Consider the following 14,894-nt stretch of genomic DNA (forward strand, 5'->3'; position numbering starts at 1 on the left):
CTGATAAGAGATAAAGGCTTTTTATCTGTTTTATTTTTGACAAAAATCCAATGTATGTATACAATATTAATATATGAAAATATACGCATATATTAACAAAGCGAGGGATTTCTTATGGATGAACAGCATAATGACCTTGACGAAGAAACATTATTCGTCGTGTCACAGACATTTAAAGCTTTATGCGACCCGACACGAATTCGGATTCTGTATTTATTATTTGACAAGGAGTATTCGGTAAATGATATTGCAGATAATTTGCATCTTAGACAATCAACCGTATCACATCAGCTGCGCTTTTTGAAAAATTTACGATTGGTGAAATATCGCCGGGAAGGAACAACCCTGTATTATTCGCACGATGATGAACATGTTATGGATATGTTGAAACAAACAATTGAACACGCATGTCACAATTAAGATGGAGGGAGGAACTGAGTTTGGGACACGACCACAGCCATGATCATACACATGGCGCAAACAAAAAAGCTTTAACAGTTAGTTTCATCATTACAACTACCTATATGGTCATAGAAGCAATCGGCGGGTTTCTCACCAACAGTCTTGCCTTGATATCCGACGCAGGGCACATGTTAAGTGACTCTATTTCCCTAGGTGTTGGGGTAATAGCCTTTATTATGGGTGAAAAAGTTGCTAATTACAGCAAGACATATGGTTACAAACGCTTTGAAATACTTGCAGCACTTTTTAATGGGGTTACCCTCATATTAATAGCATTGTATATTTTTTATGAAGCATACGAACGATTTATGGCCCCACCTCAAGTTGCATCAACAGGAATGTTAATCATAGCCTGTATTGGCCTTGCTGTTAATATCCTGGTTGCGTGGATTTTGATGCGTGGAGATACGGAAGAAAACCTTAATTTACGCGCAGCATTTCTTCACGTGCTAGGGGATCTCCTTGGTTCTGTAGGAGCAATTATCGCAGCATTGTTAATTATGTTCTTTGGCTGGAGCTTTGCGGATCCGCTTGCGAGTGTCATTGTAGCTGTTCTTGTTTTAATTAGCGGATGGCGAGTCGCAAAAGATGCTATCCACGTATTAATGGAAGGCACGCCGAAAAATATTGATTTAAATGATGTTATTGCAACGATTGAAAACGTTTCTGGCATCGCAAGCATACATGACTTACATGTATGGAGCATAACGAGTGGACAAAACGCTCTTTCATGTCATGCTGTCGTCGATGACAATTTGTCGATACAGGATAGTCAACAATTACTGAGATCCATTGAACATGAGCTAGAACACAGGGGTATAGGTCATGTAACCATTCAGTTAGAAAATAATGATCACCCACATGAAAATTCACTCATGTGTGAATCTAACCAAAAACCACAGCAGCATGGACATCATCATTGATATAGAGAGAGGCTGTTCGTCCAGCCTCTTAACCTGTGCAGATCATAATAATATTATCATCCGGATCTCTAACAGTAAAAAACGAAAAATCATTAAAATCAACTATTTCGGATTGAATCGAAAAACCCAATTCCTTTACATACGTATATGCCTTATGAATATCATCTGTATGAAAGTTAAACAAAGGATATGTGGAAGAACTTTTTTCTTTGACCACACCAACCGGTCCTGCATCCAGGGTTAATCCCGTATGATGATTAAGCTGGATATTATAAACCGGGTCGGACACCGCATTTATATCATATTCCTTCCCTAGTATTCTCGAATACCACTTTACTGAGTTTTTCAAATCGCTGACATGCACAAAAATAGTATTGACCTGATTCTCGATTGGACTAAGCAATTTTAATACTCCTTCAATTTTAAACTTATTATTCACATTATAGCATGGTTATATAAGAATATTCATTCCATTAAAAAAATCATTATCTACAATAGCTATCCCTTTAATGAAGTATTTTTAAAAGGATTATCTGGTTATTATGTCGAAATAATCTAGTAGAATATAAAAATATATGGAGGAATGATTTTGAATAATACAAAAGAACTGATTGATGAACTGGAACAATTTAACACATGGATTACTTCACTAAAAAATATGAAAGAGGATCTTTTCTTTACACCTATTAAGGAGGGGAAATGGTCTCCAGCGGAAATCATCAGCCATATTACATTCTGGGATCGATACATATTGGATGAAACGCTACCTCAAATGAAAACTGATGCTGACATTGCTAGTATTGCATTCGAACCTTTAAACAAAAAAGCTGCAATCTATGCTTTATCCGGTGTTTCGATGAATCATTTACTAGAAACTCAAATCGAGACGAGAAAAGAACTTGTATCAGAACTAAGAAAAAAGGCAGAAGAAGAATTTTTTGCGACATTCACATTAAACGGGGAAACAATTGATGAGTACTCAGGCTATCCGCATACCATGTATAACTATTTCGCCAGTTTTGCCTGGCATGATAAACATCATAAGCAGCAAATAGAGAATTTTTTGGAAGTAAATAAAGTTCAACTATAGAAAAAAGTCACCTCTTGTGGTGACTTTTTCGTTAAGATTCAAGCAATCAACTTTCCAGCGTTTCTCCGTTTACCACTGACCATGAACCCAAACACAATAATAAAACTTAATGAGACCACCGGATACCGGCCGCTTATTGCCACGAGTACCAGAAACAAAAAACCTAACCATGAGTTTGCACCAATTTGGGGTTGTTTTGACAACTCGGAAATTGTTTTATCTATTTTCATTTGACAAGCGAACAAAAACGTTCCAGCATAGAAAAGCACGAAGACCATGATACGGATAGTATTTGGGCGATTCCGGTCGATATTCCTGCAATTCCGATTGATGTTTTGTGTCTCCGGTCGATGTTTCTACGATTCTAGTCGATGTTTCCAAATTTCGATCGATACCCGTCCCATTCTGGTTGATGTTCTATCCTCTCCGGTTGATACTCCAACCCTTTTACATGAAGCTAACCCGAAAATTACGAGAAGCTTTTCCGGGCTGGTTATAAATGCTCAGTATAAGGACTTTTTTTCACTTACTTACCTGATGACATTAATTCTTCTTCCTTACCTGACTCCAAACTAGTTTTTCCTTCAGTCATTTGCGGCAAATTTTCTCTAATATTCCCCTTCCCGGAGAAGTTTTCAATCAGTTCCTTCACATCAATTCCCGATGATGCTTTTAATGATTCTTGCAGTGTTGACATCAGATTAGTTGCATAGCCTGACACTTTGTTGGCACCGCCATTTTCACTGCTTGCGCCAGTGTCAACAACAGTAATTTTATCAATATTTGCCATTGGGCTTGCGACTTCTTTTGCATAATCAGGTAACATTTTCAAGATCATATCCAGAATTGCTGCTTGCCCATATTGGTCAAAGGCTTCAGCAACCTTTTGTTTTGCCTCCGCTTCGGCCAGACCCTTCAGACGAATAACTTCTGCCTCGGATTGACCCTGAGCTCTTTCTGCTTCGGCCTGTGCAAGACCATCGATGCGAACCTTCTCCGCTTCTGCTTTCGCCATTGCTTCTACATGATATTGATGGGCATCTGCTTCCGTAAGCTGTTTTCTCTTTTGTGCTTCAGCAGCCTGCTCGACTGCATAACGATCGGCATCCGCTTTTTTCTTAACTTCGGAATCATACTGTCGTTCACGGCGGGCGATTTCTTTTTCCTCCAGCTCAATTTGCTTCTGCCGCTCAATGATTTTAATTTGCATTTGCTGTTCCGTAACTTCCTGCTTCGAACGGGCTTCCTCAAGATGATACGCCTGATCGGCACGTGCTTTTGCCGTATCCTGCTCCCTTGTGTATTCAGCAATTTTTAGCTTGTTTGCCTTTTCTGCCTCGGCAATTTCTGTTTCCCGCTCCAACTCCGCTTTTGTTGCATCTTTATTTGCTTCCGCCTGTTTAATTCGTGTTTCTTTTACTGCTTCTGCTGTCGCTATATCCGCATCCCGTTTTACTTGCGCAATGCGGGGCTTCCCAAGTGATTCCAGGTAACCATTTTTATCACGGACATCTTTAATCGTAAATGAGACAATAACAAGCCCCATTTTTGCTAAATCCTGCGTTGCTACACGCTGTACTTCCTGTGAAAATTTATCGCGATTTTTATAAATTTCCTCGACTGTCATCGACCCTAAAATCGACCGCAAATGGCCTTCAAGAACCTCTCTTGCTTCATTTTCGCGATCCTCTTTTGATTTTCCCAAAAATTGTTCTGCCGCTGTGGCAATTTCATTAATGGAACCACCAATTTTAATAATGGCTGTACCATCCGCCATGACGGGAACGCCTTGCTCGGTATATACCTCTGGGGTTTGCACATCAAGCTTGCTGGAAAGCAAACTTAATGGTTCAGCCTGTTGAAATACTGGCAGGATGAAGGTTCCCCCACCACGGACAATTTTTATTTTGTTTCCTGACTCATCCATATTTACGTTTTTTGACCCTAAATAACTTCCCGTCACAATCAATGCTTCATCAGGACCAGCAGTCCGGTATTTTGAAACGAATACTCCTATTAGAACAAGTAATAATACAAGAACAATTCCAATTACAATAAAGATTGGCGCCATACTACATCTCCCCCTGTTTTTCAAAAATTTGGCTGCATTTTAAGAGCTAATGCTCATAAACAGACACATAAACAACCCCTCCCTTAATATCAATAACCAATACCTCTGTCCCATCTGCTATCGGCTGTCCTTCAAAACTTTTAGCAGATTTCGCTATATTGCCGCCTTTTCCAGACAGCACAACCTCTCCATACCCTTCTTCTGGAATCGAAGTGATCACTTTGCCGACTCTTCCTTTTAAATCTTCTTCTGTATATGCCAGAGATGCTTCTGCTGAAGAAAGCGGAATGAGTACAAATACATTCAATAACACGACGAGTACAAAGGCTAGGACAAGTGAAATAATAAATATGATTAAGCTGTGAAGCGAAGTAGAAATTTCCAGTATGTAACCGGCTGCACTCAAGATCGTAACGTAAGCCAGTATCAGCGTTGGATTGAATATACTACTGGAAAGAAATTCGAACATACCTTCCAGGACATCCGATAACAAGATAAAAATAAAAACTAAGCCGCCGCCAATAATTAAACCAAACAGATAAACTGTTTCCAGCGGGTATCCAAGCACCTCCATTAATATCCCCCCTTGTCAATATACTATTTTCATAACGTCCCTTTCATTATTCAATACGAATCCAAAACAAAAAAGGTTTCAATTTTATGAAAAAATACGTTGAAAAAATGATTGACACATCACCAATATATTGTAATAATAGCTTATGAAAAGTTTATACGGTTACCTTTAATTCAGTCCTGTGAGGCTGGCAAGGTGGAACAGATGTAGGTCTGTTGATATCGGACAAAACCTGTAACTAGCAGTTTAGTAGTTTTTGTCTGTCCAGAAACACCTTGCGAAATTGCAGCAAGGTGTTTTTTTGTGGCATTTTTGATTTTCCAACTAGCGGTAACCGATAAACCAAATTTTATAAGGGAGAGAAAGATATGGCACATAATGAGATCCAGGTTCACGAGCGGTTACCATTTACCCAAAGCCTTCCATTAGGTATCCAGCATTTGTTTGCAATGTTTGGTTCCAATGTGTTGGTACCTGTATTATTTGGAATTGATCCAGCAACCATTCTCTTAATGAATGGGTTTGGAACATTATTATATATTTTTATAACAAAAGGTAAAATTCCTGCATTTCTCGGCTCCAGCTTTGCCTTCATATCCCCTGTCTTTGTCGTCTTAGGTCAACATGCAGGTGGATCCGGTTATAGTTATGTATTAGGCGGCTTCCTGATGGTTGGAATTGTTTTATCTATTGTGGCACTAATCGTCAAATTCGTTGGAACAGCATGGATTGACGTCATTTTTCCTCCAGCTGCTATGGGAGCGATTGTTGCCGTAATCGGTCTTGAGCTTGTACCAACAGCGGCAGAAATGGCCGGGTGGATCGCCCCGGCAGATGCTGATGCAGCCTGGGCAATTGACCCAAAAGTTGCACTGGTTTCCTTTCTGACCCTAAGCATTACCGTTATTTGCTGGGTTACCCTAAGGGGCTTTTTGAAAATTATTCCTATCTTAATCGGTATTATTGCGGGATATATTATTGCCTATGCAGTCGGTTTAGTCGATTTAACAAAAGTGCAGGAAGCAGCCTGGATCTCGGCGCCAACCTTTTACCAAATGAAAATAGATTGGTCAGCGATTCTGGTTATCCTGCCTGCAGCACTCGTTATCATACCTGAGCACATCGGCCATTTATTTGTGACAGGAAATATCGTGAAAAGTGATTTGACAAAAGACCCGGGGCTTGATCGTTCGTTAGCCGGAAATGGTATTTCTACCATTATTTCCAGTTTTATTGGCTCAACACCAAATACAACATACGGAGAAAATATCGGTGTGCTTGCCATTACCCGCGTTTATTCAACCTGGATTATCGGTATGGCTGCTGTTATGGCTATTATCCTATCGTTTTGCGGAAAATTGGCAGCCTTGATTTCATCCATTCCAGCACCGGTGATGGGCGGAGTTTCATTGTTGTTATTCGGTATTATTGCAGCAAGCGGGCTTAGGATGCTAGTAGAGTCAAAAGTCGATTACAATCGGTCACAAAACTTAATCCTAACCTGTGTTGTTCTCGTTATCGGTATCAGTGGGGCAACTGTTCAAATTGGTTCCGTTGCTTTAACCGGAATGGGACTAGCAACAATTGTGGCGATCATTCTTGGATTATTCTTTAAACTGCTTGATGTGTTGAAGTTGTCGAACGAATAATTCATGTCTTTCAATCGATTTTGGAGATGGGTAGAAGTATGAATTAACTTTTTATCAGCTGGATTGCAGCGTTTATCAGCAGTTTTAACACAACTTTTGAACTTGTGTTCGGGAGCATTTAATGATTTCTCAGCATTTTTAGTTTTTTTGTAACCATGAATAGAGGTCGTTTACCATGAAACGATCTCTATTCATGTGTAAATCGTTATCATTTCCCAAAGTCCATCTTCCAGCTATAATACGCATTATCCGGATTTTTCTCATATTGCAAATAAGCGTTAAACTTTTTCCCTTTTTTGCTTGTTAATCCTTTTACATGCACTCGTTTATTTTTTAATAACTGCTTCACCATTGTTTTGGTAACTCGTTTTTTCATCGTCTGCAAGTATTTATCATTTTTCCAGATCACAAACTTGCAGCCATTTTTCCAATTACTGCAGCCGAAACCTTTCTTTCCTTCCATTACTTTACCGCCACAATTTGGACAAGAACCGAGCACTTCGATTGGTTTTGGTGTGGATGATAATTCATTAATAACTGCATCCTGCCCTGCTTTAATAGTTGCAACCGATTCGTTGGTAAACGTAAAAATGACATTTAGAAAATCTTGTCTCTTCACCTTGCCTTTCTGAATATCGGCCAACGTTTTTTCAAGCCTGCCAGTAAACTCCAGATCAAACAATTCTTTTACCGGAAAGGTTTCAACAAGCCTTCCGCCAAGACCTGTACACGAGAGATTTTTCCCTTTGCTGGTGATATACCCGATATCCTTTAACTTTTTAATCGTCTCTGCCCTTGTTGCAGGGGTACCAATGCTAAACCCTGTTAAAATCTGGTCCATTTCCTCTTCTTTATAATTCTTTCCACATGTCTCCATTACCCGCAATAATGTTTTTTCGGTATGTTGTTTCGGTGGCTTTGTAACATGAGAAGTAACCTTTGAATCTAGCAAACTTACAATATCGTTTATTTGCACACTTGGTAAAAGATTATCCTTTGATTGGATATTTTCAACCTTTTTCCACCCCTCTACAAGCTGTACTCTGCCCTTTGATGAAAATTGTCCATTAACCGTGTCGATTTTAGTCGCAAGTTTTGTCTCTTCATATTCCGCAATCGGCATAAACTGCATAATGAAACGATTTTTAATTGCTGTATAAACAATTTGTTCATCGCTGGACAGACGTTTCGGTTTTTCATATGTAGGTATGATTGCACTGTGGCTTTCTACTTTGGCATTGTTAAATACTCGCCTCGATTTCCGGAATATGATTTCATCTTTATATGGCAAATCCTCCGCCATTACCTTTAATACCTTGGCCGTTTTTCCAACAAGGGTTTCTTCTAATGCAACGCTGGATGTCCGTGGATAGGTGATGTATTTCTTCTCGTATAAACGCTGAGCGATTTTTAATACTTTATCTGAAGTCCAGCCTTTAAATTTGTTCGTTACGTACCCTTGTAAATTGGAAAGGTTAAATAAAGAAGGGGCCAACTCCTTTTTCTTTTCGACTTGTTTGTTTAATATGGTGCCTTGCTTACCTTGCATCTGCTGCCGGATATTTTCTAGTTTTTCCTTGTTCTTAAATTTATCCTCATTTTCTTCCACATATGTACCTTCATATTCCTCATTGTCTTTTGTGTGAAAAATTGCCGTTAATTTAAAATAATCCTCCGGCACGAAAGTTTCAATTTCCTTATCGCGATCATAAATAATTTTCAGTGTTGGTAATAACACCCGGCCGATATTGAGTGCTTTCCCCTTTCCTTGTTGATATTTCAAAGTAGCAACAGAAGTTAAATTAATACCGATCACCCAATCAGCCCATTGTCTGGAAACACCGGCATCCTGCAATGATCGCATGGAATCATTTGGTTTCATCGTTTCCATCCCCCTAATTACCTCATCCCGTGTCCATTCGTTCAGTAATAAACGATAGACAGGCTTATTAGGCTTTGCCCGATAAATAATACTATCCCCAATCAACTGTCCTTCTCTGTCATAGTCACAAGCAGAAATAATCATGTCAACATCATGTCGCTTCATTAAATTATGAATGGTTTTTAATTGCTTTGCCGCTCCCTTGTCTGCCTGCTGTCTATTTCTGGGATCACTTTTTACTTTATATTTAAAGTTTTCCGGGATAAACGGAAAATTATCCAGCTTCCAACGAGACATTTTACTGTCGTAATCTTTAGCATCGTATAGCTGAACAAGATGACCAAACGCCCATGTGATAATATAGTTATTTCCTTCAAAATATCCATCTCGTTTATGTGTACTATTTAATGCATCCGCAATATTTTTCGCAACAGATGGCTTTTCGGCTAAAATTAATCGCATTCCTATCACCTATTTTCATAATTTATGTGGGTTTGGCAAAGAATAAGATGGACTGGAGGGATATACGGTGGACAAAAAAAGAAAGAAACCTGACGCATATGATGATGTGCTCGCACCTGGAATTGATCCAGATGATTCATTCGGAAAAGATGCCACAAAATCCGAAATCGAAAGCGGCCAATCAACAAAGGTTACGAAACTGACGTATGACGAGTATGACCCAAGTGAAAAATAGCTCACTCCTGTCCATGGAGGATGCTGTTAACTAGTGAAAATCGATTTTTATCCCATACAATAACTATAGCATATCATTTAGAATTTACGAACATTAGTTTTAAAACCATTCTACTCTGGATGGTTTTTTCTTGTTCAATTATTGTAAGACCGAAAGTAAAAAAACATATATTGCAGCTTTGCAAATTGAACAAAAAGTGAGTCAATTTATTTACCCAGATAAACGCTAAGGGGTGAAAAACAGATAGCACGGATAATCGCAACTTGGTCCACTTGTTAAATCAAAGTTACTGATTTATTGGAAACGACGATGCCCCCATCCGCTCCGAGTTACTGGAGCATCTATGCAACTGCTATCTTCTTTATGGTGTATGATACCGATATTGCTGCTGGTTCGTTTGTTTGGGTTTGGAAAACGCTGTCCTTTTATTTGCTCTTAGAAGAGGCTGTTCAAAAAATAAAAATTGTATACATAACAAGATACGAATAGCGGAACCTAATTAATGAGCGTTATGCTCAAAAATCGCGGGAGGTTATATTCTATGGCTCAACAAAATTCACAGCAACAATTACAACAGGCATTGCAGCAAGCACAACAGGCTCAGCAAGCGGTTCAGCAGGCGCAAACAAGCGCGAATCCGCAAGCTGTCCAACAAGCACAACAGCAACTGCAGCAGGCTCAGCAAGGGTTGCAAAATGCTCAAGCCCAGGCTGGTGCAAGCGGACAACAAAACACCCAGTTGCAGCAGGCACAGCAGCAATTACAGCAAGCGTACCAGCAAATGCAACAGGCGCAGCAGTCCCAACAAGCACAAAGCAACCAGCAAAACAATAGCTTTCAGTAAGGGTGAAATTACAAAAAGGAATCTCAAAATGGGATTCCTTTTTTAAATGCTTCTCCATTTTTTTGCCGATTTTGCACGGATTTCACTACTATTCATACATTCCAAATTACTACTGCTCATATCCTTCTGTAATTAGTTTAACAATCCGATCCTCGATATCAGGTCCTTCCTCTTCATCCAATAGGTTATTAAGCATAATGGAAAAGATCAGCATTTCTCCAACAGCTGTTTTGACATAGCCGGACAACGTACTAACGCCATGAATGGTCCCCGTTTTTGCTTGTACCTTTCCCTTCATATCCTCTAGCCGATTCCGCAATGTCCCGCCAACCATCCGGCCTTCTTCTCCGGAAACCGGCAATGCCTGCAGATACGAGGGAAACCAGTCTTCTTCCTGTATATTGTATAGTAATCTGGTGATCTGATTAGGCGGTACTAAATCAATGTGTGATATTCCCGAACCATCACGAATCAGCAATGTGTCTATATCCATTCCAATTTCCTCAAGTGCCGTCTCTACCACTTCTAAACCTTTTTCCCAGCTACCTTCATCGTGAACAACTTTGCCCATTTCTTTTACGAAAACTTCCGCATGAGTATTGTTACTTAATTTCATAAAAGGAATGAGCATCTCTGACAATGGCATCGATTGATGAGAAATAAGTTTCTCCGCCTTGTCCGGTGTATCACCCGCCTGTATTTTTCCAGATAAGTAAATATCATTTTTATCCAATGACTGTCGAAAAAGATCCAAGGTATAACCAGTGGGCTCCCACACCGCCATCCACTCTTTTATAGTTGACGATTCAACCGGAATTTCCCCTTCTATTGTAAAAACATTCGTTCCGTGCTTGCGCTCAATCGTAATATCCTCTTCCTCACCAGCCGCTACGGTTTTTGCATTATTCACAATGCGTATGTAATCTGTTTCAGGTGTCACGGTATAGTTTACTTCCTCCCCAGGGGAACTACCCGGGCTAGCCTCGATAATAACGGTCCCAGCATCATAATCCTCATTCGGCGAAACGGTTAATGCGGAAATTTGTGCCCCATAATAATAATGTTCATCACTCCAAATTAAATCAGGTGATAGCCGTACATCATCATACCATGTATCATCACCAACAAGATCTCCATCAATTGTTTTGATGCCACTTTCCCGCAGTTTCTGAGCAAACGCATCAAAATCGCTTGGTAATAATGTCGGATCACCTTTTCCTTTCAGATATAGGCTTCCCTTTAGCTTACTCCCTTTTACGGATCCCTCCGTCAAAATCTCCGTCGTAAATCTATAATCTTCACCTAAAACCGAAAGTGCGGATGCTGCAGTCAGTAATTTCATGTTGGAAGCAGGTCTTAAACGTGTATCACCCATATGTTCGTATACTATTTCACCAGTTACAGATGAACGAATACTTATTCCAATTAAAGCCCCCTGTAAAAGAAGCTCATTTTGGATAAATTTATCCAATTCGTGCTTTAGTTTAATTGTTTTAACCGGTTCTGTTTTCATAACGCTTGCCTCCTCCCCCTCAAGAACTGATTTCCTATCATTGTCAGAAGGTACAGAAGCTGCAACAAGGATGAGTAAAAGTATCATGAAACTGCATAACCCGATTTTTAAATAGCGCATTTTAGCACCCTTTCTGAGCAGCTTTTCCTTCCTAATCAGTAATTCCACATAGAGATGTCAGATTCCTTCATTTACGAGAAACAAAGTCACCCTTAAGGGTGACTTTGTTTGCGGTTTAACTGAATTATCTTCGTCGTTCATTCATGAATTCGTTGTCCGTTGTGTTGTTCCAAATGCTGAACAATTTCACGGATTTTTTCGGGTCAAAAACATCAAAACTAATGATTAACCTGAAAAAAACATACAAAAAACATACATTCCGACCGACACGCAGGATTTATATTATAACCGACGTTTGTAAGCATTTTCCTACCTTCTTCAGGAGAATACAGTAGTTAAGCAAGCATACCGCCATTTTTATGGTATTTCATGATTCCTTCAGCAGCCCGATACGCTAAAGCACCAACAGTTCCGGTTGGATTGTAGCCGCCATTGTGCGGAAACGCCGTTGCACCAACAACAAACAAGTTATCCATATCCCACATTTGCGAATAATTATTAACGGCTGAAGTTTCCGGATCCGCACCCATAATAACCCCACCTGTATTATGAGTGGACTGATAAACTGTTATATCATATGGACCTAATTCTTCCATTGCATCAATCTTATCTGCACCCATCTCCTTAAGGATTTCACTACACTTTTGGGCTGTGAATTTCGCAAGGCTTCGATCCTGATCTTCAAAATCAAAGGTCATACGAACAAGTGGATCGCCAAATGTATCCTTGTAGACGGGGTCAAGGTCTAGATAATGGTGTTTATACGGCATACTGGCTCCTTGTACACCAATTGATAATGTTCGATTTATATAATTTAGCGATTTTTCTTTAAATTCCTTGCCCCATGTTGGCGAACCTTTTGGAATGGGATTATTCGCTATTGGTCTTTTCCCTGTTTGAGTTAGAGAAAGATAACCACCATGAATAAAATCAAGATCAGTATGGTCAAAATTGTCGCCGTTAAAGTCATCGATAACCATACCAAGTGCCCCTGCCCCAGCAAAATTATTGAACTGTTTATCTTTGAAGTAACCAGAAGCTGCACCTTTTACAACTTGATAGGCATAGTTTTTACCGATAACGCCAGTTCCGGTTGCAGGGTCATACGGGCGTCCAATTTTGGAGTTTAATAAAGTCTTTACATTATTGAAGACATAACTTGTCAAAACGACTACATCTGCAGGCTGCTCAATTTCTTCTCCAGTAGTAAGGTCCGTATAAAGGACACCGGTAGCTTTACCATCCTTATGTAAAACCCTGCGCACCCATGAATGTGTACGTAAATCAAATTTCCCCGTCTTATTGGCAACTGGAATGACGGTGACAACAGGATCAGCTTTCGCCCCATATTCACAACCAAACCGCTCACAAAATGCACAATACTGGCATGCCGCTCTTGCTATGCCATCCGGATTTGTATAGTTTTCCGATAAATTGGCGGACGGTATCATATATGGGTGATACTTCAAATTTTCCGTTGCTTTCTTAAACATTTTCAATTGCGGGGACTGTTTCATTGGACCTGTCGGGTATTTATCGGAGCGTTTTCCGCCCAGTGGATTCTCTTCTCCTGATATACCAGCCATTTTCTCAAATTGATCGTAGTACGGCTCCAGCTCATCATACGTAATCCCCCAATCCTGAATGGTCATATCGGCCGGAACTTTATTCTTACCATATTTTTCAATCGTTCTGCTGCGTATTTCGAAATCATAAGGCAAGAAACGAAATGTCATCCCATTCCAATGAACGCCTGCACCTCCAAGCCCTTCTCCTAAGAGAAATGATCCATATTGCCGCATTGGTAATGCCCGTATTTTTTCATTTCTGCGAAAGGTAAGCGTATCCTTTGACAAATCCTGCATTAATTCATAGCGAATCGCATATCGCAATTCATCGTGGACCATGTAATAATCTTCCGTATGTCTTTCTTCCCCTTTTTCCAGCCCTACGACGTTAAGGCCTTTCTTTGTCAGTTCTGATGCTATAATACCTCCACCCCAGCCGACTCCAACAATCACGACATCCGTTTTCGGCAATTTTTTCGCCATTCTTTCATCCTCCTCATTTCATTTATGCTACGATAAGAAAATATAAATCAAGCACATATTCTACACGTCAGGGTAGGCCTCGTCCGGCTCCAGCGCCCAGCGACTAGTGGACAACACCCGCCTCCGTATGATAAGTCAACATCGATTACAGGGGAAGTTCGGTTAAAACCGCGACGACAATCGCCACACCGAACCACCCTGCTTGGCAGGGCGAGAGTCCATACGTCGCTAAACGGGCGCTTCCGCCTTTGTTTTTTACATATGATCACGTAAACTACTTGGCTCCATTTTCTTGAAATCTCCTTCAATAATGTCCGTGTAGCCCATCTGATCTCCCGGATAATTTCTCATCCTCCATCCTTCCATATCAATATTACCGCCATAAAGAGGATCACTATACAAACCTTCCAATGTCATACTTCGAAGCAAATTAAAAAAACCGCTTGGTGATATTGTGCTTAATTTAACCTTATCTTCCTGAAAGTCTTTTAGAATGTTATCTTGTTGGTCCTCTGTAATCTCTGTAAACCCCTTTTTATGTTTCTGATGGCTATAGTTTTGCATTTCCCGTAAGCCAACCCTGAAAATTTCCCGGCGTTTTAACCTGCCCTGATACCCTTGAACTTTTTCGCCGTGGAAGAATGGAGGTTCCATGTAGTCCCTTGCATTAAACCCATAAGATCCGGCTAGCTGATGGTCAATATAATAGGCTACACCTAAATCGCCTGCTCCAGGACCATGTTCATCCTTTGGAAAAATACGTTCTGTCGCGGCTTCCGTTGTTTTAAATTCAGCCTGGCTGAGATACATGAGTGCTTGATTATAGCTTTTGTTTTTTACGTTTTTAGTAGCCTTTTGTTCTTCTTTATCGCCAACGTCCCACGGAATCATGCTGCCAATTACTCCACCAACAGCAAGACCGCCAACGGCTATCCCGGAATTTTTTAAAAATTTTCGACGTGATACATCTTCTCCGTGTTTACTCTGATTTTCGTCTGCCAATCCATAGACCTCCTTA

13 protein-coding genes are annotated in these 14,894 nt (G+C 40.1%); 6 read left to right on the forward strand and 7 right to left on the reverse strand.

Annotated elements, in window-relative coordinates; genetic code table 11:
• Positions 1 to 114 precede the first annotated feature (114 nt).
• Positions 115 to 420 (forward strand): ArsR/SmtB family transcription factor, encoded by a 306-nt coding sequence (locus IEX12_RS14000; protein WP_088049944.1) that lies wholly within the window; start codon positions 115 to 117, stop codon positions 418 to 420.
• Positions 408 to 1,385, forward strand: a complete 978-nt coding sequence (locus IEX12_RS14005; protein ID WP_088049943.1) for a cation diffusion facilitator family transporter — start codon at positions 408 to 410, stop codon at positions 1,383 to 1,385. The genes IEX12_RS14000 and IEX12_RS14005 overlap by 13 nt, the downstream gene beginning before the upstream one ends.
• A gap of 28 nt (positions 1,386 to 1,413) precedes the next feature.
• On the opposite strand, the gene IEX12_RS14010 is transcribed toward IEX12_RS14005, so the two are convergent.
• Positions 1,414 to 1,788, reverse strand: coding sequence for a VOC family protein (locus IEX12_RS14010; protein ID WP_088049942.1), 375 nt, complete (start codon positions 1,786 to 1,788; stop codon positions 1,414 to 1,416).
• A 186-nt stretch (positions 1,789 to 1,974) separates the two neighbouring features.
• Here IEX12_RS14010 and IEX12_RS14015 point away from each other — a divergent pair, with 186 nt between their 5' ends.
• Entirely contained in the window at positions 1,975 to 2,475 is a 501-nt protein-coding gene (locus IEX12_RS14015) for a DinB family protein (RefSeq protein WP_286171158.1), read from the forward strand.
• A gap of 526 nt (positions 2,476 to 3,001) precedes the next feature.
• Here the strand turns inward: IEX12_RS14015 and floT are convergent.
• On the reverse strand, positions 3,002 to 4,546 hold the full coding sequence (gene floT / locus IEX12_RS14020) for a flotillin lipid rafts scaffold protein FloT (RefSeq protein ID WP_088049939.1): 1,545 nt from the start codon (positions 4,544 to 4,546) through the stop codon (positions 3,002 to 3,004).
• Between the two features lie 46 nt (positions 4,547 to 4,592).
• Positions 4,593 to 5,120 carry an NfeD family membrane protein gene (locus IEX12_RS14025; RefSeq protein WP_155555602.1) on the reverse strand — a complete coding sequence of 176 codons (528 nt, stop codon included), beginning with the start codon at positions 5,118 to 5,120 and terminating at the stop codon, positions 4,593 to 4,595.
• A 368-nt stretch (positions 5,121 to 5,488) separates the two neighbouring features.
• On the opposite strand from IEX12_RS14025, the gene uraA reads away from it, so the two are divergent.
• On the forward strand, positions 5,489 to 6,769 hold the full coding sequence (gene uraA / locus IEX12_RS14030) for a uracil permease (RefSeq protein ID WP_155555601.1): 1,281 nt from the start codon (positions 5,489 to 5,491) through the stop codon (positions 6,767 to 6,769).
• A gap of 208 nt (positions 6,770 to 6,977) precedes the next feature.
• On the opposite strand, the gene IEX12_RS14035 is transcribed toward uraA, so the two are convergent.
• Complete coding sequence (locus tag IEX12_RS14035; RefSeq protein ID WP_155555600.1) at positions 6,978 to 9,113, reverse strand: type IA DNA topoisomerase; 2,136 nt, start codon at positions 9,111 to 9,113, stop codon at positions 6,978 to 6,980.
• A 67-nt stretch (positions 9,114 to 9,180) separates the two neighbouring features.
• Between IEX12_RS14035 and IEX12_RS14040 the strand changes: the two genes are divergently transcribed.
• Both IEX12_RS14040 and IEX12_RS14045 read left to right on the forward strand, forming a co-directional pair.
• The gene (locus tag IEX12_RS14040) at positions 9,181 to 9,348 is read left to right on the forward strand and encodes a hypothetical protein (protein WP_155555599.1); all 168 of its coding nucleotides are present in this window, start codon (positions 9,181 to 9,183) and stop codon (positions 9,346 to 9,348) included.
• A gap of 541 nt (positions 9,349 to 9,889) precedes the next feature.
• Complete coding sequence (locus IEX12_RS14045) at positions 9,890 to 10,192, forward strand: hypothetical protein (RefSeq protein WP_188725397.1); 303 nt, start codon at positions 9,890 to 9,892, stop codon at positions 10,190 to 10,192.
• A 109-nt stretch (positions 10,193 to 10,301) separates the two neighbouring features.
• On the opposite strand, the gene dacB is transcribed toward IEX12_RS14045, so the two are convergent.
• The 3 genes from dacB to IEX12_RS14060 form a co-directional block, all read right to left on the reverse strand.
• Positions 10,302 to 11,825: a D-alanyl-D-alanine carboxypeptidase/D-alanyl-D-alanine endopeptidase gene (dacB, locus tag IEX12_RS14050; protein WP_188725398.1), complete on the reverse strand. Its 1,524-nt coding sequence runs from the start codon at positions 11,823 to 11,825 to the stop codon at positions 10,302 to 10,304.
• 335 nt (positions 11,826 to 12,160) lie between these two features.
• Positions 12,161 to 13,876, reverse strand: a complete 1,716-nt coding sequence (locus IEX12_RS14055; RefSeq protein ID WP_155555597.1) for a GMC family oxidoreductase — start codon at positions 13,874 to 13,876, stop codon at positions 12,161 to 12,163.
• A gap of 255 nt (positions 13,877 to 14,131) precedes the next feature.
• Positions 14,132 to 14,878 (reverse strand): gluconate 2-dehydrogenase subunit 3 family protein, encoded by a 747-nt coding sequence (locus IEX12_RS14060; protein ID WP_230856243.1) that lies wholly within the window; start codon positions 14,876 to 14,878, stop codon positions 14,132 to 14,134.
• Positions 14,879 to 14,894 lie beyond the last annotated feature (16 nt).

Source organism: Lentibacillus populi (assembly GCA_014642895.1).
Taxonomy (GTDB): domain Bacteria; phylum Bacillota; class Bacilli; order Bacillales; family Amphibacillaceae; genus Lentibacillus_C; species Lentibacillus_C populi.

Bases quoted from the DNA above. Each gene is read 5' to 3' on its own strand.
- IEX12_RS14045 (WP_188725397.1), top strand. From the start codon at position 9,890: ATGGCTCAACAAAATTCACAGCAACAATTACAACAGGCATTGCAGCAA.
- IEX12_RS14055 (WP_155555597.1), bottom strand. From the start codon at position 13,876: ATGGCGAAAAAATTGCCGAAAACGGATGTCGTGATTGTTGGAGTCGGC.
- IEX12_RS14000 (WP_088049944.1), top strand. From the start codon at position 115: ATGGATGAACAGCATAATGACCTTGACGAAGAAACATTATTCGTCGTG.
- IEX12_RS14035 (WP_155555600.1), bottom strand. From the start codon at position 9,113: ATGCGATTAATTTTAGCCGAAAAGCCATCTGTTGCGAAAAATATTGCG.
- dacB (WP_188725398.1), bottom strand. From the start codon at position 11,825: ATGCGCTATTTAAAAATCGGGTTATGCAGTTTCATGATACTTTTACTC.
- uraA (WP_155555601.1), top strand. From the start codon at position 5,489: ATGGCACATAATGAGATCCAGGTTCACGAGCGGTTACCATTTACCCAA.
- IEX12_RS14005 (WP_088049943.1), top strand. From the start codon at position 408: ATGTCACAATTAAGATGGAGGGAGGAACTGAGTTTGGGACACGACCAC.
- IEX12_RS14025 (WP_155555602.1), bottom strand. From the start codon at position 5,120: ATGGAGGTGCTTGGATACCCGCTGGAAACAGTTTATCTGTTTGGTTTA.
- floT (WP_088049939.1), bottom strand. From the start codon at position 4,546: ATGGCGCCAATCTTTATTGTAATTGGAATTGTTCTTGTATTATTACTT.